Raw genomic sequence first — 26189 nt, 5'->3', positions numbered from 1 at the left:
GCTGACAATAATGAAACCAAGTAATCTGCTTTTTATATTTTCTGACGAGCACAACAAAAAGGTGACCGGCTGCTACGGTAATGAGTTCGTCAAAACACCCAATATCGACAAGCTGGCAGCAAACGGCACACGCTTCACGCAAGCCTACACAAATTGCCCCATCTGCGTGCCCGCACGAGCAAGCCTGGCTACCGGACGCTACGTCCACGAGAACCGGTGCTGGGATAACGCCATTGCCTACAAAGGTGCTCAACCGAGCTGGGGGCACCGCCTGATCCCGCAGGGCCACGATGTCGTGTCTATCGGCAAGCTGCACTATTCAGGCTACAACCCATCCCAGAATGGATTCACAGAAGAAATACAGCCGCTGCACATTGTTGACGGCTTGGGTGACCTGCTGGGCCTGATCCGTCAAGAGTGCCCTCTTCCAGTCCGCAAGGGCTCGGCAATGCTGGGACCTGAGGCCGGCCCGGGCGAATCCGACTACACACGTTACGATCGCGCCGTGCGCGATGCGACCATCCAGTGGTTAAAGAACCGAACCAAAAACATAGGCGACAAACCATGGGTGCTTTACGTCGGGTTCGTTGCCCCTCACTTCCCGCTGATCACCCCACAGGAGTTTTTTGATCTGTACCCTGAGCATCGCATGACGATGCCCAAGCAATATCTAGGCGAAGACCGGCCAACGCACCACCCTTTCATTCAGCAATTACGAGAATCACAAATCTTTGATCAAGGTTTTACCGGGCAGGAAATGGTGCGGCGTGCATTGTCCGCTTACTATGGGCTGGTGAGTTTCCTTGACGATAACATCGGCGGGATTCTATCCGCTGTCAAGGAGTTTGGCCTGTCCGACTCGACGCGCATCATCTATAGCTCGGATCATGGCGACAATCTCGGTGCACGAGGACTGTGGGGTAAATCCACAATGTATGAAGAGTCTGCAGGCATTCCATTAATCATCTCCGGAGAAGGAGTCCCCAAAGGGAAGCAATGCAATACGCCTGTCAGCCTGATCGATCTGTTTCCGACAATAGTGCAATGCGTTGGAGCAACGTTGAACCACGAGGACAAGGATCTGCCTGGCCTCTCGCTGTGGGACATCGCCAACGACAAGGAGGTAATGCCACGCACAATCCTGTCCGAATATCATGCTGCAGGCTCATCCACCGGCACCTTCATGATCCGCTACGGCCAATACAAATACATTTACTACGTCAATATGCCGCCCATGCTCTACGACGTGGAAAATGATCCGGAAGAGCTCCAGGACCTGGGCGCCGATCCCATATACGCTGACATTCTGCAGGAATGTGATTTGGCCTTGCGCAAAGTTGTAGATCCAGAAGCGGTCAATGCACAGTGCCTGCTGGATCAAGCACACAAGATAGAGGAAGTCGGAGGGATCGAAGCCATCAAAAAACGCGGCATGTTCCGATTCTCGCCTCCTCCTGGGGCAAATCCTGTCATGTTCAAGGAGTAGCCATCCTTATTTACTGTTTCTGATGTTGAGTCGACCGGCCGCTTACCGGCCACAAACGGCCCTTCACATGTCTCGTAAGGCGGACGTTCAGGCGTCGGCTTTGTTCAGACAACGGACCCTCGCACGCGGAAGAAGTCGGTTCGTTCGTCGGCCATAGCGAACATTCGCAATATTATCGCCGAGCGCCCTCAGCAGACCTCAAAGTGGCCATTGCCTCACCTAACCAAACTCTCTTTCTTTTGGGCGGCTTATCGCTGATATGCTGTACCTATTGGTAAGAACAGATAAGTAAGCCTAACGGGGGTAGGAAATGGCAGGCATAAAATGTGGAGATCCATTCGGGCTCGACGCAACCTTGCTAAAAACGCTGAAATGGGAGCGAGCGTTGAAGCGGGTTGCACACGACCAGCGGTCTGATTTTATCTATGCACCTCACTTCGGGATTATTTACGCTAAGGCGGGCGACGAATTGGCGGAGCTAGTTAGTTCAGAATTAAAGAGCGGGAAGTACCTCCCGGGAATGCCGATTACCATGGAAGTACCCAAGTCGGGCCGAATGCGGGCAGTGAGTATGAACCGGCAAGGACCGGGTTTCTCAAGACCCGGCAGTATCCTTTGGCCGAAAGACAGGTTGTTTTATCAGCTACTTGCTGATGAAGCTGCACCTATCATTGAGAAGAAAACCGACAAAACACGGTCATTCAGTCATAGACTAGCCGCTCCGGATCAAGCTTCCATGTTTGCGCCAACACGCACGTGTTGGAACGCTTTGCAGCAGGCGCTTGCGAAACATTCGAAGAAACGCGGTTCAAAATACATCCTTCGCGTCGACGTTGCGAACTATTTTGGGTCAATTAATCAACACACGTTCATAAACGATTTGACTGGCGCGGGTTACCCCAAGACACTTGCGGATCGGCTTGAAGTGATGCTTGTTGCATATACCGAAGAACGAAGCTCCCGAGGGATACTACAAGGCATGTATCCATCTGATTTGTTCGGAAATTACTACATGGATCCAATTGATCGCTTTCTCAAAGAATATCCGATTCCCTCCGCGCGTTACGTAGATGATCTTTATATTTTCATCGGTAGCGTTGATGAAGCAGATGATTTGTTGCGAGGGCTCGTTCCTTTGCTTCGCGCCTACGATCTCGTCTTGAACGAAGCTAAGTCAGCCATCATGCCTAAAAACGCATTGATGTCTGAGGAACCGGACCTTGAAACCCTCTTTGAAGAAGCGTTGGACGAAATTTCCTCACAAGTCGCCGATGAGGATTTTGATGCCGATTACGGCTTCCAATCGGAATGGGACGAAGATGACGACGAGGAAGAAGAAGAGGGTTCACTCGATATCAAGCTGGAAGCGACAAAGCATTTATTCAATTCCATCTCGAAGTATCCTGGCCATGAGGAAAACATTGAGCGGTTTTGTCTGCCGCTTTTTGCAACAATTGAGTCTGATTACGCGGTCGGCCATGTACTGAATTCGTTCAAGAAGCGCCCCTCAATGTCGCAAATCTATGCAGCGTATCTTGCTCGATTCCTTGATGAGGATGGCGTAGCTGACTATCTAATCGAATTGCTCTCGGACGCTTCCTTAATGGATTGGCAGAAAATGTGGATACTCGCCGCACTTTTACAAGGTTCGGGAGATGATGGTGCAGTGAAGGTGGTTAACCAGATTTTGACGGATACAACGCGACGTGATGTTCTCCGGGCGATTGCGGCGATTTATGTCGGAAAATTCGGTGATCATGCGCGACGTAAATCTTTGCGTCTGCTTTATCCTTCATGTTCACCTTATGTTCAGCTTGCGATCTATTTTTCGTCACGCCATTGGTCAGCAGCGGACAAGAAAAATGCGCGTAACGCTTGGGGGGCAAGTAGCGCAATGCACAGCCTACTAACCAGTGCACTTTTGAAACCTCAGTGACAACGTTCGATACTGCTGGAGATGCCCTGGACCTGACCGATTTGGCCGTCGTCTTCGCAAGTTCCTTTTCCGCCCGTCATCGGTCAAACAGTGTGCACCGACTCCATGTCCGTTTCGGCTGAATTCCAGTCTCGCACTGCGATCCAACGAACGTCCGTTGTACCTCGGGAGGCGGCCCTATAAGTCGCGCTGGGTCGACGGACCGCTGTGGGTCGCTTGCTGCCGTTCAGATCTGGCAAGGTCTGCCTGCTCAAGTCGGAATCAGCACCCCTGAGATTTTCCCGTATGCATGGTGCCGTAACACTGTAAAGTCCATGCTGCCAATAGGTAATCATCATGTAGCATGCATGCTGTCGCCATGCAATCAAAAGGCATATGGAAAGCAGTCAGCGTGTAGTCGATATGTTGCTAGCGACAGGTGCCCGTGCCGTCTACCAGAAACGAGACTACAACTGTAGCCAGATATCTATTCGATAAATCAAGCTCTTACACTGTTTTGTGGTTCTATATGTCCTGCAACGCGGCTAGCCGCCGCTTGCTCCCAATCCCTTGAAAAACAAACGCTTTTCCCACCCCGTCAGGGGTGCGTCATGTGTGGGACGTTTAAGGCCACAAATGAGCGCCAGCGAATTTGGGGACAAACGTCCCCGCCTGATCCCGAAAGCGGGCAGGCAGTGTCACGCGGCCGGGGCCCNGGCACAGCCTGGGCAAGCGGCACAGGGCAAACATTAAAAGAGCCACAGAAGCGCCCCTAGGATGGAAAGTTTGCAGGGATCAAATCGTTTTTGCACGCCAAAACAATGCAAACCGAACGGCTTTTTTAAGAACTCGCCCACGATTTCGGCCAGGCAGTTGTAGAACACGATCCGATGCTACTCAGTTTCTTCGCGCCATTCGCCCGTGGTCTTGCAAGAAGGAGCGCGGTCACGCAATCGACGTATCAGGCCGCGCGCTTAACGTAATGATCGCCCACACCAAGGAGATGGACTAATTGCAAGGTCCGAGCGGCGAGCACCGTTGCCCGACGCAAGGATGGTCTGATCTCTAACTGTTATTCAGTTAGGTCAGTATTAACCCTGATTACCAAATTCAAACAGGGACAAACCCTAGTTAACCGGCTTTATCAGTTACACTTAGACAAATTTATCTCGCTCCTTTGAATGCTTTCAAGGTACCCATTCATGAACGATCGATGGCTTTCCGTCGAAGAAATCGCAAACTACCTCGGTGTTACCAAGGACACGATCTACACCTGGGTAACCGGAGGCAATATGCCGGGTCACAAGGTTGGACGATTCTGGAAATTCAAACAGGAAGATGTAGACGCTTGGGTCAAAGGCGGCGGCGCGGCTAACGCCAATAGCCATACAGATTCCTAAAAGGACAGCCATGACTGACGTACATCACCAGGCTCAATCAAACTCCCTCGCTCAACAAATGCCTGACCAAAGCTCTTTTTTGACTGAGCTGCTGCAAGTCCGTCTGGCGGTTGGTTTTCTTGGTGAACGCGCCCAATATGCTTGGTGGTCGACCGCATTCTACGAGACTTCCAGCAGATTATTCTTGGAACCAGTCTTTTCGAGAACTTCTCGCTTGGCTCAATACCATGCTGTCCTAGAAGCAGCCAAACGGCTGCATGACGAGCACCTCCATGCCGGCAGCTACCACCTATTCAGGCTGCCCGAGGAGATTGAACAAGATCTGCACGCGATCATGCAAAGCAGCATAGGAGAAGAGCTCGCTCTCCAGACACAGCAAAGTCAGGAAACCGCGCTAGACAGACTGAAAAGTTTGGCAATCACCAATAGTAGCGAGTTCAGCGAAGGACCAACAAAGGTTGGACACATCCGAGACCTCAATTCCAACACCACGCTGAAGGCAATCGCTGCGGCCTATTTATCGGCTTTCACTCGAAACGTCAAAACCTATCCGTACTTGGTGGGATGATCGTGGCCTCGACAATGCAGTACGACACCAATCTAGCGATGGGCCTTGGCCTGACCGAGGAGACCAAGGCGCTACTGCACGCGTGGTCTCCGGCCATGAATGCTACAACGCTCTATCATGAAGTGCTGGAATCTGGACTGCTTTCACAGATCTCTGCTTACCGTCTAAGAAATATCGTCGTCCGTTGCTTTGGAAATCGATACCTCGTGAGCGGAGACGAGCCTGCCAGATCGTTGAAAAGGCTCGCTTCTTCTCTGACTTCTGCTGAGCTAAATCAGCTGTTCTTTATTCACACCTGCCGAGCAAATCCGATCCTCCGCGACTTTGTGACGGACGTTTACTGGCCTAGCTACGAGGCTGCATCTACGGCAGTATCCAAAGTCAGAGCCGAGGATTTCATCAGGAGAGCAATAGACGATCAGAAGACCCCTTCACGTTGGGCCGACGGCCAGATCGAACGCATGGGAAGGTATTTGACAGGCTGTTGTTCCGATTTTGGATTGTTGAGCCGTCCATCGAAAGGTGGGCGACCAATTCTTCCATTCCGAGTGGAACAGAAAGTAGTCGTCTACCTCGCCTACGAGCTGCATTTTTCCGGTGTCAGCGACAACGCGTTGTTGATCCACGAGGACTGGCAGCTATTTGGACTGACGCGCGAAGACGTGTTGGACGAAATCAAACGACTCTCGCTGAAGGGACTACTGATCGTCCAGGCTGCCGGCGACGTGATCCGCATCAGTTGGAAACAACCAGACATGGAGGCGCTCTGCGATGTCCTCACTCAATGCTGATTTTGACGAGTTGCGCGAGCGCATCCGGCATGGGCGAGAGCTCGGCCATGCGAGCTTCGAGCCGATCTATTACCTGGTCTTTCCGCCAGAGCAAATCCTTGAGGTAAAGCGACAGACGCCCGCCTGGATAGCCAAGCTCCATCAAGAAGGCTGGGACGTTCACACCTTCTCCATCGTCGAACAGATTTGGTCTCTGCTCAAAGACGACCCGTTCTGGTCGCTCTGCGTGATGGAAGACAAATCCGCACCATTGGACTGGCCGCGCACCAACAGGGCGCTGGCAGACATTCTGACAACAGACAACGGCTTGCTCAAGCGGCTTGAGGACGCTTTACAGCCGCTGGAGGGCCAGCAAAACGCGCTGCTGTTGGTAACGGACCTTGAGGCGTTGCATCCGTTCATGCGGATCGGTGCCATTGAAAGCCAACTCCAGGGGAAGTTTCATGTGCCGACGATTTTTCTGTACCCCGGTGTACGAACCGGCAAGACACGCTTGAAATTTCTTGGCTTCTATCCGGAAGACGGCAACTACCGCTCTGTACACGTCGGCGGCTGAACAGACAAAAAGAACCCTGAGACACGACTATGACCATTCGCTCACTCTTCGATCCAAGCAAGGACATTTACCGGACCATCGAGAAGGTCATCACCTATGGCGCGTCGCAAGAAAGTCGCCTGAAGGCTGAGATTTCCGAATACGTGGTCACTGAGAGCATCGAGGAGCAGTTCCGAAAACTGCTCGATCGCATGCAGCTCGCCATGGAGTCCGGTGGTGAAAACGAGGTAGGCGTCTGGGTCTCAGGCTTCTATGGCTCGGGTAAGAGTTCGTTCACAAAGTATCTCGGCCTGGCGTTCGATGATCAGCGCACTATCGACGGCACGCCTTTCATGAACTATCTGCAAGACCGCCTGCACAAGCCGCAAACCAAGGCGCTGCTCACCACTGTCGCGAAGCGCTTCCCGGCCGCTGTGGTCATGCTCGACCTTGCCAGCGAAATGCTCGCCGGCGCCACGATGGAAGATGTCTCCACCGTTCTCTACTTCAAGGTGCTGCAATGGGCTGGCTATTCGCGCAACCTCAAGGTCGCCGCCTTCGAGCGCATGGTCGAGAAGGACGGGCGCACACCCGAGCTACATGAACGCATCGGAAAGGCATTGCCAGGTGCAACCTGGGCCCGCGTGCAGAACAACCCGTTGGCCATTGACGGGCTGATTCCGAAGATCGCCCACGAGATGTACCCAGCGCTCTTCCCCGAAGCCAAGTCCTTCTCGTCAAGCACCGAGGGCTTCTTCCAGTTCGAAGACCAGCGCGTGCAGGAGATGATCGACATCGTTCGGGAGAAGAGCGGCAAGCAGAACATCATCTTCATCGTTGACGAAGTCGGCCAGTACGTCGCCTCGCGCGACAACCTGATTCTCAACCTCGATGGCCTGGCCAAAAACCTCAAGCGGCTGGGTGACGGCAGGGCATGGATCATTTCCACCGCGCAGCAAACGCTGACGGAAGACGACCCGCGCGCCGCACTGAACTCCGACAAGCTCTACAAGCTCAAGGATCGCTTCCCGATCCAGATCGACCTCGAATCCAGTGACATCAAAGAGATTTGCTATCGCCGTCTGCTCGGCAAATCGCCAGCGGGTGAGACAGAGCTAGGCAAGCTGTTCGATGCACACGGCCAGGCGCTGCGACACAACACCAAGCTGCAAGACGCCAAGTATTACGACGCAGACTTCAGCAAAGAAAGCTTCACCAACCTGTACCCGTTCCTGCCGGCGCACTTCGACATCCTGCTGCACCTGCTGGGTGCGCTGGCCAAGTCCACCGGCGGCATCGGCCTGCGCTCGGCGATCAAGGTGATCCAGGACGTTCTGAAGGGCGAAGGTGGCTCCAAGGCAATGGCCGACCAGCCCGTAGGTTGGCTGGCTACCACTGTCACGCTATACGACGAACTGGACAAGGACATCCGTCGCGCCTTCACGTCCATCCACCAGGCGGTCGGCAAAGTACAGATTCGCTTCCCGGATTCGCCGCTCCACTTGGACATCGCAAAGTCCGTCGCTGTGCTGCAAATCCTGGGCAACTTGCCAGTGTCGGTACAGAACGTCGCAAGTCTAATGCACCCATCTGTAACGGCACCTTCGCAGCTCGACACGGTCAAGAAAACCGTTGAGGAAATGCTGGGCGACGTGCATGTGCCACTGGGAGAGAAAGATGGCAGCCTGGTCTTCCTCAGCGAAAAACTGCGCGATATCGAACAAGAGCGTGGTGCCATCGCACTGCGCACTGTCGATGTGAAGCGTATCTTTAAAGATGCGCTGCGCGAGTCCTTCGATCCGCTGCCCCGCGTCAGCCTGCATGGCACGATGGCCGTCGCGGCCGGCCTGAAGGTCCAGGTGGGCAGTGCCAGCACCAGCCTGACAGGCGACAACAACGCCATCCAGACCGTCGTGGAGCTGGTGCCCGCCAGCGACTACGAGGTTGCCAAGAACCGCATGCTCGACGACTCCCGCAGTCGCGCCGGTCGCAATGTCATTGGCCTGCTGGCCCGCACCAATGCTGAGCTGGACGACCTGACGAATGAAATCTACCGCTGCCAGCGCATCGCCGAGCTGCACCGTAATGAGCCGGACCAAGAGGTCAAGGACTATTGCTCTGGCCAGCTTGACCGCGCTGCCAAGCTGGCGACGCAACTGCAGAGCAAGATCAAACAAACGCTCCAGGCCGGTTCGTTCGTCTTCCGCGGACAAGCTACTGCCGTGTCGGCGCTGAATGCCGACCTGCTGGAGGCAGCCAAGAAGCTGCTCTCGGACGTGGCCGAGCAAGTCTTTGACCGTTATGTCGAAGCGCCGGTGCGCGCCGGCACCGACACCGCCGAGAAGTTCCTGAAGGTTGCCAATCCCGCAGCCATCAGCAGCACACTTGACCCGCTCAGCTTGGTGCAAACCGTGGCGGGACGCGCCTCGTTCAAGACCGACCACAAGGCGATGATCAGCATCCGCGACTACATCGACAAGCGCGGCACGGTCGATGGCAAGCGCTTGCTGGACGACTTCAGCAGTGACCCATTCGGCTGGTCACCCGATACGACGCGCTACATCGTGGCCGCCATGCTCATGGCCGGTGAAATCAAGCTGAAAGTCTCTGGGCGTGAAGTCACCGCGGCTGGGCAGCAGGCGATTGATGCCCTGAAGACCAACAACTCGTTCAAGCAGATCGGCGTTGCACTGCGCGACGAGCGCCCCTCCATCGAAACTCTTGGCCGGGCTGCAGAGCGCCTCTCTGAGCTGGTCGGTGAGATGGTGATTCCGCTGGAGCAAGAGATCAGCAAGGCGGCGGCCAAGCACTTCCCGCGCTTCCAGCACGACTACGGCTCCTTGGCCGAAAAGCTCAGCGGGCTTGGGCTGGCAGGCAGTGACCGCATCCGCACCTTGAACCAGGACATTGCCGACGTTCTGTTTACCGATGCCTCGGACGCCCCTCAGCGCCTGGGCGCAGAAACCTCCGCCATTTACGACAACCTCAAATGGGCGCAGGAAGTGAAGCGGGTGCTTGACAACGGGCTTGACGCTACCCTGCGCGACTTGCAAGCCCACCGCCGCGACATCGAAACCCTGCCGGACACCGGCGTGCCAGGTGAACTGCGCCACGAGCTTGCCGAAGACCTGGGAACCCTGTCCGAACGTCTTGGCAAAGAAGACTTCTACAAGCACACCGCCGACTTCAACTCACAGCTCACCCATCTGAAGGGCCGCGTACGCGACGCGGTCATCACGCTCTCCGAGCAGCAAAAGCTGCGTTTGAAGGAAGGCGTGGAAGATTTGCAACGTATCCCCGAGTGGGAAGAACTCACCCAGGAGGAGCGTGGCAACGCGGTGAATCGGCTGGATGGGCTCGCCCTGGTCGCTACACAGGATCTGGCAGGACTCAAGAAACTGCTGGCCCGCGACTACGACATCAACAGCACCCTCGACGATCTGAAGCGATCGATTCAGCGCCAGGGGCAGGAACGCCTGCGTCAGCGCATGGAGGAAGAGCGGGCCAGAACGGGCGACAAAGGTCCTGCAAAGCTCACCAAGTCGATCGCTGTGCCGGTGAAGATGACTTCCGCTGCAGACATCGACGGGCTGATTCAACAGCTCAATGAAATCAAGGCACAGCTTGGCCTCTATGCCGAAATCGAGGTGTCACTCGAAATTAAAGGAGAGTAATCATGCTGACCGCCATTACTCTGGAAGACTTCAAAAGTTACCGGCAAGCAACACTGCCCTTGTCTGCGCTGACAGTGCTGATTGGTGCTAACGCGTCAGGTAAAAGCAATGTCATTGAAGGCCTGCGCTTACTGTCCTGGTTGGCGCAAGGGCAGAAGCTGTCAGCTATCCGCTTTGCTGTGCAAAGCGGCGATCAAGTGGTGCGCGGCAAACTGGAGGATCTGGCCTATCAACGCGGTGAGTCTTTTGGACTCGGTGTACACACCAACGCGACTGAATGGAGTCACCTCAGCATGCGCCTAAGCCGTCGAACGGATGGGTTGCACATCACTGCTGAGAGCCTGACTCACGACGGGGCAAAAGTGCCACTTTACACCTTGGATCAGCCCTCCATCGGACAAGGCACGGATGCTGGTGTGGCCTATAACAATTTTGCAAACGGTCGCAATAAGCCTCGCGTGACCTGCACCGATCAAACGGCAATCTTCACCCAGCTCACCAGCCCAGCCACTTTTGACGCGAAGCATAAGAGCTCTCGGGAACGCATCCCGCCTGTGACGAAAGACTTGGAGCAGTGGCTTTCCGCCGTGCTTTTTCTCGATCCGGTGCCGGCGCAAATGCGCGACTATGCGTTTCCGTCAGACAAAGAACTGCAAGGCAATGGTCGCAACGTATCGGCAGTGCTGTTCAACTGCTGGGGGCCTGATGAAAAGGCAGGCGACGAACCCTTTGCCAGCAACCGTGCGGCCATCCTGAATTTTATTCAGAGCTTGCCCGAACAGGACATCGCTGGACTGTCGTTCCTGGAAGAGCCACGCGGTGGTGTCATGGTCCAGCTTACCGAGACCTTCGGCGGCAGGACGGATGAACGCGACGCATCCTTGCTCTCTGATGGAACCCTGCGTGTTCTGGCCATCGCCGCCACCATGCTATCCGCCCCGGAAGGCAGCCTGGTGGTCATCGAGGAAATCGACAACGGCGTGCATCCCAGCCGCGCCCACCATTTGCTTCAGCAGATTCAGCGCATAGCCAGTGAGCGATCCTTGCGTGTGCTGCTCTCCACTCACAACCCCGCGATGCTTGATGCGCTGCCTGACAGCGCCGTGCCCGAAGTAGTTTTCTGCTACCGCCACCCGGAAGATGGTGCCAGCCGCCTAGTGCGCTTGGCCGATGTCCCGGACTACCCGGAGCTCATCGCCCAAGGCAGCTTGGGCCACCTAATGACCTCCGGCACCCTGGAGCGCTTCGTCAAGCATCACCCAACGGGTGATGCACGCAAGCAGCGTGCACTGGATTGGCTGGCCAAGATGCGTTCGGGAGCCAGCAATGAGTGAAATTGTTTTGCTGGACACATCGGTTTACTTAAACGTGCTGGATGTGCCTGGCCGCAATCAAGAGCGTGCGCAAGTGTTGGATGCATTCCAGGCCCGTGTACTAAACGGTGATCATTTTCTGCTACCCATGGCTTCTATTTGGGAAGCTGGCAACCACATATCTCGCTTGGCCAACGGTGCGTTGCGCTACCAATTTGCAAACACGCTGGTTACCAATGTTCAAGCCGCGCTCAGCGGCGAAGCCCCTTATCGCACTACTTATTTCCCGGACAGTGCAGTCTTTACCACCTGGCTGAATGATTTTCCTGCTGCGGCCCAGCGCAATAAGTTTCCGCAGAAAACAACCGAAGGCGTCAGCCTCAGTGACCTGTCCATCATCAAAGAGTGGGAGCGAACTTGCGGTCTCCATTCAATGTCGCGCGTGCTGATCTGGTCTCTGGACATTGATCTTTCTGCCTACGACACAGGAGCGCGCTAACGCATGGCCTTCGATCAAACAACAAGAAACCGCCTACAGCGCTTCGTCAACGACGCGCGGCGGGTGCTGGAAGAGGAATTCACTCGCCAGCTTCAGAACGACTTTGGGCTAGACCCAAGCGCGGGCAGTGTGGCCGAGCTGGCCAGCCTTCGTCACATCAACGACGGCCAGCGAGAAACCGCCCGCATTCTGCGCGATACCCTGGCTCACTACACCGCCAGTGGCGACATAAACGCCAAGCAGGGGCTGGATCGCATCGTGCGCGAGCAGGCCTTCACTGTGCTCAACCGCCTGGCGGCACTGCGCATGGCCGAGGCGCGGGGCCTGTTGGTCGAGTCGGTCGGTAACGGCTTCCAGGCCAAGGGCTTTCAACTCTATGCTCGCCTGGCTGGCACGGGCCTGGGCGAAACCGGCGATGCCTACCGCCTGTACCTGTTCAGCGTGTTCGATGAGCTCGCCCAAGACCTGCCGGGCCTGTCCGACCGTTACTCACCGCAGGGCCGTCTGTTCCCGCGCGAAGCTGCACTGCTGCAAGTGCTGAACCTGATCAACGATGCCGACATCGCCCCGCTCTGGCGTGAGGACGAAACCATCGGCTGGATCTACCAGTACTTCAACTCTAAAGAAGAACGTAAGGCCATGCGCGATGCCTCGCAGGCGCCGCGCAACAGCCGCGAGCTGGCAGTACGCAACCAGTTCTTCACGCCGCGCTACGTGGTGGAGTTCTTGGTCGATAACACCCTGGGGCGCCTGTGGTTCAACGCCACGGGCGGGGCAACGAGCTTGCGCGATCGTTGCCAGTACCTGCTGGTGAAACCCGACGAAACAGCTCAAGCCGCCACCAAGCTGCGTGACCCGCGCACACTGAAGCTGCTGGACCCGGCCTGCGGCTCCATGCACTTCGGCCTGTATGCTTTCGATCTGCTCGTGGAAATTTACCGTGAGGCATGGGCCTGGGAACAGCAGCACGGCCCTGGTTCACTCGATGTCTCGACCCAGCCGCAGGCGGCCCTGAAGCCACTGAGCCAGACCTACGAGGACGAGGCGGCATTTCTGCGCGATGTGCCGCGCCTGATCATCGAGCACAACATCTACGGCGTGGACATCGACCCGCGCGCCGCGCAGATCGCCTCTCTGGCGCTATGGTTGCGGGCACAGCGCGCTTGGCACGATGCGGGCGTGAAGGCTAAAGAGCGCCCGCTGATTGGGCTCGGTCACGTGATCGCTGCTATCGCGCCACCTGCAGAGCGTGAGCTGCGCCAGCAGTTTGCTGCCAACCTCGATCAACGCGATGCCGAGCTGTTTGAGAAGACCCTGCAACTGCTTAAGGGGCTGCCTGAGTTGGGCGTGCTGCTTCAAGTCGAGCGCGAGTTGCCGCAATTGATTCGTCAGGTTTATGTCGGCAAAGGTACGGGACTTTTTGCGCAGCAGGAGCAGGAGAACTGGCAGCAGGCGGAGACACGTCTGCACACGGCACTCACTGAGTTCGCCCAGGCCGCCAAGTCGACGTATCAGGGACGCCTATTTGCGCACGATGCCCTGCAGGGGCTGCGGCTCATCGATCTGTGCCGTGAAGTGTTCGACGTGGTGGTGATGAATCCTCCTTTTGGGGCGCTCCCCCTGGGTGTAAAGGAGTACTTGACTGACACCTACCCCAATTCACGCAATGACCTGCTTGGCGTATTTGTCGATCGCGGATTGGGTTTGCTCAGGCGGGGAGGTCGGCTGGGTGCGATCACCTCACGAACCTGCTTCTTTTTGACCAGTTTTACCGATTGGAGAAAGAAAGTCGTTTTGGGCCTTTCCGGCATCGAGGTAATTGCCGATCTGGGCCAAGGCGTGATGGACGACGCGATGGTGGAGGCGGCCGCTTATGTACTGGAGCGCAGCGTCTCGCACCCAAAAATCAATGTCATTCGTGCTATCGCCGACGAAAACCGCCATCAAACTTTGGATGTTTGCGTAGCTGCTCATCGCAAGGGCGAGACTAACGCACGTTTGTTCAAGGCCGAGAAGAAGACCTTTGATCTCCTGCCAGATTCACCCTTTGTCTATTGGGTAGGCGCTGACACGATCAAGCAATTTGAATCCGAAAAGCGCATTGAGCCGGATGTAGCTAGTGTGCGTGTGGGATTACAAACAGGCGATGATCCGCGCTTCGTTCGCGCTGTGTGGGAGGTGGCACCTAAGGACACGCAATTCTGCTACTACCCGACAAACGAAGAAGCTTTTTGTAGCTTCGACGACCCCGTTGTTCAAGCATATTTCCGGAGACGTGACGAAGGCTCTCCACGCTGGACATTTCATGTCAAAGCGGGGGCGTCACAGCCTTGGTACTCACCGATCACATTGAAGCTAAATTTCGCAGACGATGGTGCCGAACTTCGTGGATTTAAAGATAGCAAAGGAAAGCCCCGGGCATATTTGCGAAGCCAAGGACATTACTACCGCCCCGGCTTCAGTTGGACGCGCCGCGCAGTTCGCTTCTACCCCTACGTGATTCCGAGCGGTTGTATTCCTTCTGTCAGCCGCTATATGGCGTTCCCTGAAGCAGGACGGGAATCCGAAGCATTGGGTATTTGCGCGTCGCGCCTGGCCTCGGCATTTATGCGGTTCTATGCGGAGTTTTGGCAGCGCCCGAATTTTTTGGTCGACAACGTCAAAATGTTGCCTTGGCCTCAATTGACCGATGATGCCAAAGGCTACTTCAGCGCCTTGATTGCTGGCGAAGTTGAGAAACGGCGCCAAGCCTATCAAAACTTCGAGCCATTCCACGAGTTTGTTTTGCCCACGCGTATTCGTGACCACTCGTGCGGTGGTGCGGCGCTTGCCTTCGATCGAAATAGTCTCATAGGAGAAGAAGGTGAAAGCCTGGTGGCAGATTCCTACGGATTTACGCCACTGCAGGCAGAGGCGGTAGAGCGCGACTTAAGGGAAGCCATCCTCCATCAACATGGTGTGACCGCCGAATCGGACGACGAAGAATCGTCTAGCGAAGACTCGGATTTTATTCTGGATACGTCGCCTTACGCTACCGAGGAAGCGCACATCTCCTACCTTCTGGGTTGTGCATTCGGTCGATGGGATATTCGCTTTGCAACGGGCGAACGCCAGCCTGAATCGTTGCCAAATCCTTTCGCGCCGTTGCCGGTATGTCCGCCTGGTACGCTTCAAAACGGAAAAGGTCTTCCTGCACGCGAGCATGATTTGCCAGACAGCTATCCGCTGACCATTGCCTGGCCTGGTGTGCTTGCTGATGACGAAGGCCATAGCTCTGACGTTGTTGAGCGAGTGCAAATTGCGCTGCGTGCGATTTGGAAGGAGGGGGCCGACGCTGTCGAGGAAGAGGCGTGCGTAAAGCTGGCCACCAAGTCGCTTCGCGACTATTTTCGGCGTCCAAACGGTTTCTTTGCAGACCATCTCAAGCGATACACAAAAAGCAGCCGCAAAGCGCCAATCTACTGGCCAATGGGTACACCGTCCGGCGGCTATACGCTGTGGGTCTATTACCCCAGCCTCACCAGCCAGACGCTGTACACGGCGATCAACGACTTCGTCGAGCCCAAGCTCCAACAAGTCGGCGCTGACATCACAGTGTTGCGCAACAAGGGCGGGGCCCGCACCCGCGACGACGAAAAGCAGTTCGAGGCCCTACAAGCCTTCGAGTGGGAGTTGATCGAACTGCGTGACGCCCTGCTCAAGCTCGCGCCGACCTACAAGCCCAACCACGACGATGGCGTGCAGATCAGCGCCGCCCCGCTGTGGCCGCTGTTCCGTCACAAGCCCTGGCAGAAGGTGCTGAAAGACACCTGGGCCAAGCTACAAAAAGGCGACTACGACTGGGCACACCTGGCCATGAACTACTGGCCCGAGCGCGTGCGCGAGAAGAGCAAGACCGACAAGTCGCTCGCCATTGCGCACGGCCTGGAGGATTTGTACATCGAGCCCGAGACAGCGCCGAAGAAGACGCGCAGCAGAAGGACGAAAGAGGAGTAAGGCATGCTGGTCTACGTTAACAGTTTTCTGTTCGAGCCCGAACGTGGCCCGGATCAAATCATTCAATTAGTGGCCAGATGGGTGAGTCGCCGTTCAAGAAGCTCTGTCGATGCACAGCGGCTTGCAGTAGGCATTCGTGAATTGAGGCTCAGGGACGGTAGTACGCTAACGTCCCGTACAACATTGCTTGCTGACAATTGCAGAGCCTATCCGTTTTGGTTCTCGGCGCGGCTCAGCCATCCTGACGACAAGACCTCCGGTCGGCGCTGGACGACTGAAATTGGTCTGTGTCAGAAGGCTGTAGATGGACCGGTTGAGTGCTCCTTACTACTTAAAACGGATGAGGTGAGCGCACGTGTCACCGCTCCAATTCAGGTAACACGTCCGAAGCTGGTCGAGCAACTTATCCTCTCGTGCAATCCTCTTGGCCGCACGCCTGGCTTGAAGGTCAAGCAGTTAACGCAAGAAAGTGCTCCAGCCTTTTTGCATGAAGTCGAACGTGCTGAAAGAACCTATCCAATTGCGATCTTGAGCGCCAAACCTGACGAAGGATACCCCGTAGATCCGGAGCGGTTGCGTTCCATCCTGGTCGGTTTAGCTGACGTGGTCTGCATTCCTGCGGATGAGGATACCTTTGCTATTGAAGATGCGGTGAGTCGCCGCTTCATGGCATTTGGAGGTGCAATCAAGATCGTGTTTCCAGGCCGCCAGGGGGAGCGTGGGCACTTTTATGAAAATGTGCGGCTGGACCCTGAGGATATTTCTGAATTTCTTGCAGATGGTCGATCTATTGAATCCGAAGTGTTGGCGGCTATCACCCATCGAACCAACCTTCCTTTGTCATGGCAGCACATTTCACCAGAAAAGGTTGCTCAAGCAGCGCTCCGTGCGCAACTGATACGGACGATCCAACAATCTAAAACAAATGAGCATTCCCAGCAACTGGATGAGTACATCGCGTTACTGGCAGAGGCAGACCGTGAGCTGAAGGCCAAGGATGATGAGCTTTCCAGTCTTCAATCCGACTACCAGGCAAAGGATGATGAAACCAGGAGCCTTGCGGCAGATGTCGCCAACCTCAAGTACGCGTTGAGCGGTATTCAATCGAATGATGGTGAACCGGACAGCCTCACCGAGGTAATTGGCCCTCTGCGTGAAAATATTGTGGCGGTGCTTGATGGTAGCCCGAGTTTGCAGCAGGTTGTTGCTTTGATTTCTGCTTTGTATGCGGATCGAATTGTTTTCTTGGAGTCTTCAAGGAGTTCTGTCAAGGAGTCTGACCGGGGCGGTTTTCGGCTAGGCGACAAGGCCTTTGAATTGTTGAAGAAGCTGGCAACTGACTACTGGCAACAGCTTGCTGATGGAAAAGGGGAACAATATGCCAAATCTGCATTTGGGCATAACGCCTACTCAAATAATGAGGGTAACGCTCTTAGCGTGGAAGGCAGGCGCCGCCGCACTTTTTCTTATCGAGGGCGGGATTTCGTCATGGAGAAGCATCTGAAGCATGGTGTCAAAGATAGCCTGGCTGAAACTCTGCGCATTCATTTTGAGTGGGTCGCTGCTGAGAAAAAGATCATCATAGGCCATTGCGGTAAGCATCTGGATTTCTGAGGGGGACGCTTTGAGTATTGTTGAATTTATTCGCGAAAGCGTGCTGCGACCGCGCCTGAAGCAGGCGGGCTGCCTCGTGGTGTACGACACGGACAAGCGCTATCGCGAGCTGTGTTTCGACTTGGCTGTCGACAAGTTGCGGGTGGTGGATGCATCCGAGAGCAGCATCGAGAGCCGCGAGGCCGCACTGCTGGCGCTGCGCGATGTGGGGCAGCCAGCCAAGCAAGGAGGGGCACCATTGGAAGGTGTGCTGATCTATGTGCCAGCCAAGCGCCCGGAAACCGAAGAGCAGAAGCAAGCAGACCCGTTCGCCCTGTACGCAGAATGCGGCGCGGTATTCCCACAAGATGATGGCGACGAGTACCTGAGCCTGTGCCTGCGCGCGAGGCCGGACCACGCCACCGAAATCCGGCAGGTGTTTGCCAACTCGCCAGCGGGGCCGACCTTCGCGGTCATTGATGCCATTGGCGGTGGCGTGAGCTGGCCGCAGTTGCGGGCCACATTGCAGGTGGAATCGGGCCGCGAGATTTTGGCCGCGCTTTTGGTGCCCAACGCCAAACAGACCGAGGCATTGAAGGCGCAAGAAGGCTGGGTACAAGAGACACGCGACTTTCTGCGGGCGACTTTGGGACTGAGCGTGAAGACGCGGGGCAAGACCTGGGGTGCGTTGGCAGACGAGCTGTGGCGTTACGTGCTATTCAGCGAATTCGTCTTTGATCTGCCGGTGGCCTTGCCTGACGCCCTGCACGGGGTGCCGCATGCTCCACCGGAGGCCAGGCCTATCGTCGAGGGTGTGTGCGCCCAATTGCGCAATGACCCCAAGGCTCGCGCAGCCTATATCGACCGGGCAGAAAGCATAGAGAAAGAGCTCAATCTGGTTGAGCAGTGTGGTGCGCTGGAAGACCTGGGCGAGCGAGATACCTTTGCCTTTGAAGAGAGGACTTTTCTACGCGTGGCGATTAAGGGCATCGTCACGGACGATACCGATGCCACGCGCCGCGTGTTGGCCCGCCACAAGGGTTCTGTCTGGCTGGGCAAGGGAGAAAGCCAGGCGCAGTGGGAGCTGGTGCGCGCGGGTCTGAGCCTGGTGGAAGCCTGCGACGATTTCGAACGTCAGCTGCCTCAGCACGCGCGATCCCAGGCCGAGCTGATCGACTTCTATCTGAACAGCTTGCGCGAGGCAGACCGCCTGCAACGCGAATTTGAGCAGGCTGCAGGGGATTTCCTCGATCAGCATGGGCTGATGCACGAGGTCATCAGCCAGGCACGTGCCCGCTATCGCCGCCTGGCGGAGAAGGTGCAAAGCATCTTCGTCAAGCACATCGAGACGGCCGGCTGGCCACCCGCAGGGCGACTGGCCAACGCCGACGTTTTTGATCGTCTGGTGGCTGACCGCCTCAAGGAGCGCGGCCGCAAGGTGGCGTATTTGATGGTGGATGCCTTGCGCTACGAATTGGGCGTGGCGCTTCAAAAGCTGCTAACCGAGGATGGCCCGGTTGAATTGCAGGTGGCGTATGCGCAGTTGCCCTCCATCACCTTGGTCGGCATGGTCAGCTTGTTGCCCAATGCCCGCACAGGGCTGACCCTGGCGCTGGAGAACGATTCGCTAGTGCCAAAATTGGACGGTGAATCCGTGGGAACTGTGGCGCAGCGCATGGGGGTTCTGGCCAAGCGGTATGGCGATCGCTTCGAGGAAATGCCGCTGGGCGACTTTGTTCGCGGCAAACCGAAGATCGCCGAGACCGTCGATCTGCTGGTGCTGCGCTCTACGGAAATCGACAGTCAACTGGAGAACAACCCCGAAACAACCTTGGGGCTGATCCCCGGCACGCTCAAGCTGATCCGTGTGGCACTGCACAAGCTGCGCGGCATGGGCTTTAAAGAGGCGGTGATCGTGACCGATCACGGTTTCTTCCTGAACGCGCAAGCAGAGGCTGGCGATGTGTGCGTGAAACCGCAGGGGAAATGGCTGAATGCCCATGACCGCATGATGCTGGGCAATGGCACGGTGGACAGCCATAGCCTGGTCGTCAGCGCAGACAAGGTCGGTATTCGCGGCAATTTCGCCCAGGTGGCCTTGCCACGCAGCATGGCACCGTACCGATCCGGTCATCTTTATTTCCATGGCGGAGCATCTTTGACGGAGGCTGTTGTTCCCGTTCTGGTTGCCCGTCTTGACCACAGTGCTAATGCGGAGCCACGCAAGGTGCTGGTGGAACTGAGCTACAAGAACGGTGCCAAGCGCATCACCACCCTGCTGCCCGTGATTGAAGTGACCTTGATATCCGATGACATGTTCACGCAGGACATGAGCGTGGAAATCTTGCTTGAGGCCCAGGACAGCAAAGACAATGTCGTGGGTGAACCACGCCCCAGCGGTGATGTGAACCCTGCGACCAGAACCATGACCCTGATGCCGAACCAGCGCAAACAGATTGCGTTGCGAATGGATGAGGAGTTCAGGGGCAAGTTCAAGATTGTGGCGTTGAACCCGACGACCTTGGCGGCCTACAGCAATCTGGCGCTTGAAACGGACTACACGGAGTAAGAGCCTTATGGACGAACTCGACCAGAAACTGAACGCCACTTTCGACGGCAAGGTGCTGCGTAAGGACTTGCTGCACCGGATCAAGAAAGGCACCAACGTCCCGACGTTCGTCCTGGAGTTCTTGCTCGCCAAGTACTGCGCCAGCAATGACCAGGCCGAGATGGATGCGGGTATGGAAGCGGTGCTCTCTTCACTGCAAGAAAACTATGTTCGGCCAGATGAAGCCAACGCCGCGCAGTCCAAGGTGGCCACCAGGGGCAAGCACCGCTTCATCGACAAAGTGCATGTGCGCTATGTCGAGAAGGAGAAGCGTCATTGGGCTTCCCTGGAAAACTTCAACTCGCAACGCATCGCTATTGCCGAAAAATTTTACCGGGACAACGATCGCCTGCTGGAAGGTGGCATCTGGGCCGAAGTGACCCTGGCGCACAACGACATTGATGAAGACGACTACGCGTTCTCTATCGAGGACTTACGACCGATCCAATTAACGCGATTCGACTTTGACCGCTACGCAGACGGCCGAACCGCCTTCACGCGTGATGAGTGGCTTGCGGCGGTGTTGCGCTCTGTGGGGTTGGAACCGAGTAAGCTAAGCAAGCGCGTGCAAATGCACTTTATCGCCAGGCTAGCCGCTTTGGTGGAGCCTAACTACAACTACATCGAGCTGGGGCCACGCGGCACGGGAAAGTCCTATTTCTTCAGCGAATTTTCGCCTTACGCTACGCTGATATCGGGAGGTCAAGCCACGAAAGCCACGCTGTTCTACAACAATGCGCGTCGCAAGGTGGGGCTGGTGGGCTTTTGGGACACGGTTGCATTCGACGAGGTCGGCGGGATCAAGGTGCGCGATCCCGACACCATTCAGATCATGAAGGACTTCATGGCCAACGGGCGCTTTTCGCGCGGGGCCGAAGTCATTGCGGATGCCAGTTTGAGCTTTGTTGGCAATATCGATGTGTCGGTGCAGCAGGTGGTCCACTCCAACGAGCACGATCTGTTTCAGCCGTTGCCTCCAGAACTTGACTTGGCGGTGATGGATCGTTTCGCCGCTTACATCCCAGGTTGGGAGATGCCCAAGAACAGCAGCCACTTCCTGACCACCAACTACGGCTTCATCACCGACTACTTGGCAGAGGCCTTTCACTACCAGTTCAAGCACACGAATCGGTATGAGGAAGTGAGCAAACGCATTCGGCTCGGAAAATCGATTGAAGGGCGCGACGAGAAAGGCATCAAGAAAACCGTCTGCGCGTTCTTGAAAGTCCTACATCCGAACGGGCCGCCAACGGACGAGGAGTTCGAGGAATACGTGGCCTATGCGACGGAATGCCGTCGTCGCGTCAAGGAGCAGATGAACAAGCGCAAGCCGGATGACGAGTTCGCGCGAATCAACCTGTCCTACTTCAAGACTGGTGGTGATGAGGTGGTAGTGTTCTGCCCGGAATCAAAGGATGCACCGGCAACGCAAGAGCCTGCGCGCCGTCGTCTGAATCTAATGAAGGAACGCCCTGTTGCAGAACCGGCTCCTTCTTCCCAAGACTCCCAAACATTGTCGACGCCCGCAGCAGCGGCCCCGAGCCCGGCTGGGGCTTCGGCGACGAAACCATTGTCGGCCGAACTCAAGGAGCAGCACTTCACCATTCTCTACGGCGATACCGGACACAGCTATGAGTCCGTCCTCGGCCCTTATCTGCAAGGAGCCAAGTCCGTCGTGATCGAAGATCCGTACATTCGCCTGCAGCACCAAATTCAGAATTTCGTACGCTTCTGCGAGACGGTGTTGAAGGCTGGCACGGTGAAGAAAATCAACCTTATCACTGGTTATGACGGTACAACCCAGCTGGCCGAGATTTCAGAGAAACTCGATGAATTGAAGCAGAGCTTGCTAGAGTTAGATGTAGAGCTAGAAGTGCAACTCAATCCGAACATCCATGATCGTGAGATCCGTCTGGACAACGGCTGGGTCATCAAAATTGGGCGTGGCCTCGACTTCTACCAAAAGCCAGGGGGGTGGTTCGAGGTTGGTGCAAATGATCTCAGCTTGCGCAAGTGCCTAGAGACAAAGGTGGATATTTTCAAAATCTAGAACATCCTCGTATTTCCCATCAAGTACCACAGCGAGGCCTCTACGCTTGACAATTTTATTCGCCACACCGTCTCATGACGTGTCACAACGCTCCAAATTTAAGTATTTATTTAATAAAATCGGCCATCCCAAAAATTGGACAAGCGACGTTTTTTAAATAAATATAGACTTACACTCCCAGCACCGCGCACGAGAAAAATGACAGCAGAAATGGAACCGAGCTCAAGAGGCAGCATCGGCGAGCGCTTGATCATCGCACGCAAGAAGCGAGGACTGTCCCAAGACGCCTTGGCCCGCCGTCTTACCCCTCCCGTGAGTCAAGGCGCGATTGCCCATATAGAAAGCGGGCGCATTGAGTCGTCCCGCCACCTTGTTTGGATCGCAGCCGCCCTCAAAGTTCGCGCCGAATGGTTAGTCACAGGGGAGGGAGACATGTTCGAAGTGCCTTGGCCGTGGCCAGAGACGCCCCTGTATGTCGTTGAACAGTTACCGGCTCCCGTCCTGGAAGACATCGGCGACTACATCAAGATGAAAATTAACCAGCAAGCCAGGCACGACAAAGATCAAACATAAGCCTGCGAACTACGCTCCTCATCGCAAAGAACAACATTTCCCTTCCCAACGCCCTAAATTTCGTAACGAATCAGGGCGTTTCTTATTGGGTTAAGCCGGTTTATAGGATTTCTCTGTTCAAAAATTTTTACCTTTTATTCGGCCCAGATTCAGTACTTACTTATTGACGTCAAAAAATAAGTACGTAATGATTACAGCAACGCTGCTCTTTAACAACACAACACCGATAAACACCGCGCCCTGCCCCATTGCGGGCGGTGTGAGTGCGCGGCTACCCGAGTTACCAGCATGCATATGCGGGGTGACATGCACCTGGGTAGGAGCAAATCAGGTGAAAAATCGTTGTGCTCTTGGGCCGGTCGTGACTGGCATGAACTGAGAGCACCAACGACGATCCTCGTTACTGGACGCCGGTGCTGCCGAAGGCAGGCCACCCTCGATGGATGGCGCGAAATCCGTCGATGACAGCGGCAAAGACCACAGTTTTCAGTATCCCGACGAACCACACTTGTGGATCAACAACGATGGGCTCTACCGAAAATGATCAAAGCAATTGGTTCCCATCGCGGTTATTTGGCGAGCCAACTACCAGGGCGCTGGCTGCGCCCGCTTTGGAAAGCATCCTGGAGATCGTCCTAGGATGCTTTCCAAGGTTTAAAGGAGAGAACATGGAGAGACAATCTCAACGATCACCTTTTAATACGTCATTTGGCAGCAGCGAAGTCGCTCACCCGTCTGACGGCGCATTGCTTTATCGCATACATACTGCCGAAACCAAACTCGGCGTGTCTCGATCTACGATCTATCGACTCGTCAACGAAGGGCAGTTGGTCTTGATCAAGATCGGCAAACGATCCAGTGGCATTACGGCAGCCAGTTTGCATGCGCTCATTGAGCGTAACAATACATCTGCTTGCTAAGCACCTCGTTGACACTCATGACAACGAAAGCTCATCAGTGAGCACACCTCGCATACAGATAGAGCGACGTCTCAAAAGCTGCTCACCGTCCTATCACTCCCGACGAGCATGCAACAGGGAGACGTAACCTGGAGTTGTTCAGTGACCACCGAAGAACAATTGATCAAACGGTATGGACCGTTATTGTCATTAGTCGAATTATCTGAATTGCTAAAGCGCAGCCCTGATGGCCTACGGCTTGCCCTCTGCGGACAATCCGAATTCGCCCGACAGTGGAACACCGCAAAGCGGAAAGTGGGAAGACGCGTTTACTTTCGGGCCAGCGACGTGGCCGAGTTGATTGACGGCGCGTAAGCACTTCTGCCCATCATTGTTTGCAGCGGCACACGCGCTCATTCTCCGTAAAAATTGCGGTGATTAGCCATGACAATCACCGCATACTCCTCTTTTTCGACACTTGCATGTCTCAACCAAACTAGCCACCGCGACTAGGTCCGTTGCTGTACCGAACTGTACCTACGCTTCGCTTTTCGGTACAGTAACGGTACAGCCATCAGTTCTGACGAACTTCGTTAAAATAACATAAGCAATTGATTTATAACTACTATCATCTAGTCTAAGATGCACTCAACATTGCCCAGCTTCCCTGGAAAAACAGCCTGAAACGCCAACTCACCCCCCCGCCGCAAGGCGCGCCGGTTCGATTCCAGCCCCCGGCACCAGATTAAAAGAGCCGCTCGTGCTAATGCAGAGCGGCTCTTTGCTTTGTTAGTAGCAGACCAATCGACTAGGCGTGTGCCATCGGCCGAATCAGGCTCTCAGCCGGGATACCAAGCTCTCTATGCAAACGCCAAATCATTGGCAGCGTCAGATTACGCTTGCGGCTGAGCACCTCATAAACACGGTTGCGCTTACCAATCATTGGTTCCAAATCTTTCGAGGTAAGGCCACCCTGCTCCATTCGGAACTTGATAGCCTCGACGGGATCTGGAAGATCAATCGGATAGTGCTCCACGGTTTCGGCGTCAACCTTGTCATACTCTGCGTGAGTGCCGATAAACTTCACGTAGACGATACCTAGTCTGAATCGCTCCGAGCGACTAAATTTGCAGCTGAAGGCCTATCGGCTCGGACGTATCAGTCAGATATCGTCGAAACCACCACCGTCATCAAAACCGCCATCGTCGTTGACCGCGTCTTGATTTTCTTCCGGTGCCGCTGCGGCGGGTTCTTCGGCAGGCGCCTCGGCAGCCTGCGCATCATTGCCACCGAACAAACCACCCAACAGATTACCCAGCATCATGCCGCCGGCAACACCGACCGCGGTTTGCATGGCACCAGCCAAAAAGCCACCGCCACCGGCATTACTGCGGCCAAAGCCCGACGACAACGGCGCCGCAGCCGGAGGCTGCCCAGCCCCTTGTCTACCAAAGCCCGTCGCTGACAGTGCCGCCGCGCCGGCAGGCGCCGACGGATCGGTCTGACTCTGCTCCTGCAGCTTTTGCTGCGCGTTCTTCAACGCTTCTTGCTGGATCAGGACGGTCTGAGCCAAATAATAGGCGGACTGGGGGTTTTGCTGAATGCGCTCCTGAATCAGGCGCTCAGCTTCGCTATCCCGAGGCGCGCCTTGACGCCCTACTTCTTCAATTCGGGCAAAGACATTGTCGATGGCTTGACGATCTTGGGGGTTCATAGATAACTCCGTAGCGATTGCTGCAATAAAGCTGGGCAGTCAAGGAGCCCATGCGGGCTTCTTAACTGACAGATAGGTAGGGTACCGCGCCTTTTTTATACGCGGGATCCAACCCTTGAATTTATTCAGGTTATTGTAAGTTTTCTACGAACGCAAATCTGCATACCAACGCCGCGATTCAGAATGGCCACTTACGACGGAAAGTTCCGCGACGAGCGAAACTGGCAGCAATTCCACAATCCTAAAGATTTGTCCCTTGCGCTCAGCATCGAAGCGAGCGAGCTGCTGGAGGCATTTCTATGGAAGGCCCCTGAAGCCGCCGACCCTGAGAAGGTGAAGGAAGAGCTCGCCGACGTGTTGGCCTACGCGCTACTGCTTTGCGATACGTACAACTTCGACATAGAGAAAATCATTCTCGAGAAAATCGAAAAAAATGAAGAAAAGTATCCGGTGCACAAGGCAAAGGGAACAGCAAAGAAATACAACGAGCTATGAACCAGACGCAGCTGGTCGAAGTGAATCGCTATGGGTTTTCAACAGACGCTCTGGCATGCGAATGAATTGATCAGTCTGGC

The 26189-nt window shown here is 55.5% G+C and carries 17 protein-coding genes and 1 pseudogene; 16 read left to right on the top strand and 2 right to left on the bottom strand.

Annotation, left to right across the window (positions count from 1 at the left end; all coding sequences use genetic code 11):
• Window positions 1-10: 10 nt before the first annotated feature.
• The 15 genes from ACNAZS_RS10020 (at window position 11) to ACNAZS_RS09950 (ending at window position 23921) form a co-directional block, all read left to right on the top strand.
• Window positions 11-1486, top strand: a complete 1476-nt coding sequence (locus ACNAZS_RS10020) for a sulfatase-like hydrolase/transferase (RefSeq protein ID WP_415788746.1) — start codon at window positions 11-13, stop codon at window positions 1484-1486.
• 310 nt (window positions 1487-1796) lie between these two features.
• Window positions 1797-3422, top strand: coding sequence for an RNA-directed DNA polymerase (locus ACNAZS_RS10015; protein ID WP_415788744.1), 1626 nt, complete (start codon window positions 1797-1799; stop codon window positions 3420-3422).
• 1181 nt (window positions 3423-4603) lie between these two features.
• A complete protein-coding gene (gene mads1 / locus ACNAZS_RS10010; RefSeq protein WP_415788742.1) occupies window positions 4604-4801 on the top strand; it encodes a methylation-associated defense system helix-turn-helix domain-containing protein MAD1 in 198 nt (65 codons plus the stop codon).
• Between the two features lie 10 nt (window positions 4802-4811).
• Window positions 4812-5369 carry a BrxE family protein gene (locus ACNAZS_RS10005; protein WP_415788740.1) on the top strand — a complete coding sequence of 186 codons (558 nt, stop codon included), beginning with the start codon at window positions 4812-4814 and terminating at the stop codon, window positions 5367-5369.
• Between the two features lie 14 nt (window positions 5370-5383).
• Window positions 5384-6160, top strand: coding sequence for a BrxA family protein (locus ACNAZS_RS10000; protein ID WP_415788737.1), 777 nt, complete (start codon window positions 5384-5386; stop codon window positions 6158-6160).
• Complete coding sequence (locus ACNAZS_RS09995) at window positions 6141-6716, top strand: BREX protein BrxB domain-containing protein (RefSeq protein WP_415788735.1); 576 nt, start codon at window positions 6141-6143, stop codon at window positions 6714-6716. Before ACNAZS_RS10000 ends, ACNAZS_RS09995 begins: the two co-directional genes overlap by 20 nt.
• A gap of 29 nt (window positions 6717-6745) precedes the next feature.
• Window positions 6746-10369, top strand: a complete 3624-nt coding sequence (brxC, locus tag ACNAZS_RS09990; RefSeq protein WP_415788733.1) for a BREX system P-loop protein BrxC — start codon at window positions 6746-6748, stop codon at window positions 10367-10369.
• A gap of 2 nt (window positions 10370-10371) precedes the next feature.
• The gene (locus tag ACNAZS_RS09985; RefSeq protein WP_415788731.1) at window positions 10372-11703 is read left to right on the top strand and encodes an AAA family ATPase; all 1332 of its coding nucleotides are present in this window, start codon (window positions 10372-10374) and stop codon (window positions 11701-11703) included.
• Window positions 11696-12181: a hypothetical protein gene (locus tag ACNAZS_RS09980; RefSeq protein ID WP_415788729.1), complete on the top strand. Its 486-nt coding sequence runs from the start codon at window positions 11696-11698 to the stop codon at window positions 12179-12181. The genes ACNAZS_RS09985 and ACNAZS_RS09980 overlap by 8 nt, the downstream gene beginning before the upstream one ends.
• A 3-nt stretch (window positions 12182-12184) precedes the next feature.
• A complete protein-coding gene (gene pglX, locus ACNAZS_RS09975) occupies window positions 12185-16177 on the top strand; it encodes a BREX-1 system adenine-specific DNA-methyltransferase PglX (RefSeq protein WP_415788726.1) in 3993 nt (1330 codons plus the stop codon).
• A 3-nt stretch (window positions 16178-16180) separates the two neighbouring features.
• Window positions 16181-17791 carry a hypothetical protein gene (locus ACNAZS_RS09970; protein WP_415788724.1) on the top strand — a complete coding sequence of 537 codons (1611 nt, stop codon included), beginning with the start codon at window positions 16181-16183 and terminating at the stop codon, window positions 17789-17791.
• Window positions 17792-17801: 10 nt separating this feature from the next.
• On the top strand, window positions 17802-20339 hold the full coding sequence (locus tag ACNAZS_RS09965; RefSeq protein WP_415788722.1) for a PglZ domain-containing protein: 2538 nt from the start codon (window positions 17802-17804) through the stop codon (window positions 20337-20339).
• Window positions 20340-20346: 7 nt separating this feature from the next.
• Window positions 20347-22428 (top strand): BREX system Lon protease-like protein BrxL, encoded by a 2082-nt coding sequence (brxL, locus tag ACNAZS_RS09960; RefSeq protein WP_415788720.1) that lies wholly within the window; start codon window positions 20347-20349, stop codon window positions 22426-22428.
• Window positions 22429-22626: 198 nt separating this feature from the next.
• Entirely contained in the window at window positions 22627-23001 is a 375-nt protein-coding gene (locus ACNAZS_RS09955) for a helix-turn-helix domain-containing protein (protein WP_415788718.1), read from the top strand.
• A 668-nt stretch (window positions 23002-23669) separates the two neighbouring features.
• Window positions 23670-23921 carry a helix-turn-helix transcriptional regulator gene (locus ACNAZS_RS09950; protein WP_415788716.1) on the top strand — a complete coding sequence of 84 codons (252 nt, stop codon included), beginning with the start codon at window positions 23670-23672 and terminating at the stop codon, window positions 23919-23921.
• A 787-nt stretch (window positions 23922-24708) separates the two neighbouring features.
• On the opposite strand, the pseudogene ACNAZS_RS09945 reads toward ACNAZS_RS09950, so the two are convergent.
• Window positions 24709-24936: pseudogene (locus ACNAZS_RS09945) on the bottom strand (helix-turn-helix domain-containing protein); the annotation flags it as partial.
• A gap of 126 nt (window positions 24937-25062) precedes the next feature.
• Window positions 25063-25614, bottom strand: a complete 552-nt coding sequence (locus ACNAZS_RS09940; protein ID WP_415788713.1) for a DUF2076 family protein — start codon at window positions 25612-25614, stop codon at window positions 25063-25065.
• Window positions 25615-25797: 183 nt separating this feature from the next.
• Here ACNAZS_RS09940 and ACNAZS_RS09935 point away from each other — a divergent pair, with 183 nt between their 5' ends.
• A complete protein-coding gene (locus ACNAZS_RS09935) occupies window positions 25798-26109 on the top strand; it encodes a nucleotide pyrophosphohydrolase (protein ID WP_415788711.1) in 312 nt (103 codons plus the stop codon).
• The last annotated feature ends 80 nt before the right edge of the window (window positions 26110-26189 follow it).

Source organism: Bordetella tumulicola (assembly GCF_965138755.1).
Classification (GTDB): domain Bacteria; phylum Pseudomonadota; class Gammaproteobacteria; order Burkholderiales; family Burkholderiaceae_B; genus Bordetella_A; species Bordetella_A tumulicola.
Note: the sequence above shows the minus strand (reverse complement) of the source record. Positions and strands in the feature narration are given on the sequence as shown.

Bases quoted from the DNA above. Each gene is read 5' to 3' on its own strand.
- ACNAZS_RS10005 (WP_415788740.1), top strand. From the start codon at position 4,812: ATGACTGACGTACATCACCAGGCTCAATCAAACTCCCTCGCTCAACAA.
- ACNAZS_RS10000 (WP_415788737.1), top strand. From the start codon at position 5,384: ATGCAGTACGACACCAATCTAGCGATGGGCCTTGGCCTGACCGAGGAG.
- ACNAZS_RS10020 (WP_415788746.1), top strand. From the start codon at position 11: ATGAAACCAAGTAATCTGCTTTTTATATTTTCTGACGAGCACAACAAA.
- ACNAZS_RS09970 (WP_415788724.1), top strand. From the start codon at position 16,181: ATGCTGGTCTACGTTAACAGTTTTCTGTTCGAGCCCGAACGTGGCCCG.
- ACNAZS_RS09935 (WP_415788711.1), top strand. From the start codon at position 25,798: ATGGCCACTTACGACGGAAAGTTCCGCGACGAGCGAAACTGGCAGCAA.
- ACNAZS_RS09950 (WP_415788716.1), top strand. From the start codon at position 23,670: ATGGAGAGACAATCTCAACGATCACCTTTTAATACGTCATTTGGCAGC.
- brxL (WP_415788720.1), top strand. From the start codon at position 20,347: ATGGACGAACTCGACCAGAAACTGAACGCCACTTTCGACGGCAAGGTG.
- ACNAZS_RS09995 (WP_415788735.1), top strand. From the start codon at position 6,141: ATGTCCTCACTCAATGCTGATTTTGACGAGTTGCGCGAGCGCATCCGG.
- ACNAZS_RS09980 (WP_415788729.1), top strand. From the start codon at position 11,696: ATGAGTGAAATTGTTTTGCTGGACACATCGGTTTACTTAAACGTGCTG.
- ACNAZS_RS10015 (WP_415788744.1), top strand. From the start codon at position 1,797: ATGGCAGGCATAAAATGTGGAGATCCATTCGGGCTCGACGCAACCTTG.
- ACNAZS_RS09955 (WP_415788718.1), top strand. From the start codon at position 22,627: ATGACAGCAGAAATGGAACCGAGCTCAAGAGGCAGCATCGGCGAGCGC.
- brxC (WP_415788733.1), top strand. From the start codon at position 6,746: ATGACCATTCGCTCACTCTTCGATCCAAGCAAGGACATTTACCGGACC.
- ACNAZS_RS09940 (WP_415788713.1), bottom strand. From the start codon at position 25,614: ATGAACCCCCAAGATCGTCAAGCCATCGACAATGTCTTTGCCCGAATT.
- pglX (WP_415788726.1), top strand. From the start codon at position 12,185: ATGGCCTTCGATCAAACAACAAGAAACCGCCTACAGCGCTTCGTCAAC.
- ACNAZS_RS09985 (WP_415788731.1), top strand. From the start codon at position 10,372: ATGCTGACCGCCATTACTCTGGAAGACTTCAAAAGTTACCGGCAAGCA.
- mads1 (WP_415788742.1), top strand. From the start codon at position 4,604: ATGAACGATCGATGGCTTTCCGTCGAAGAAATCGCAAACTACCTCGGT.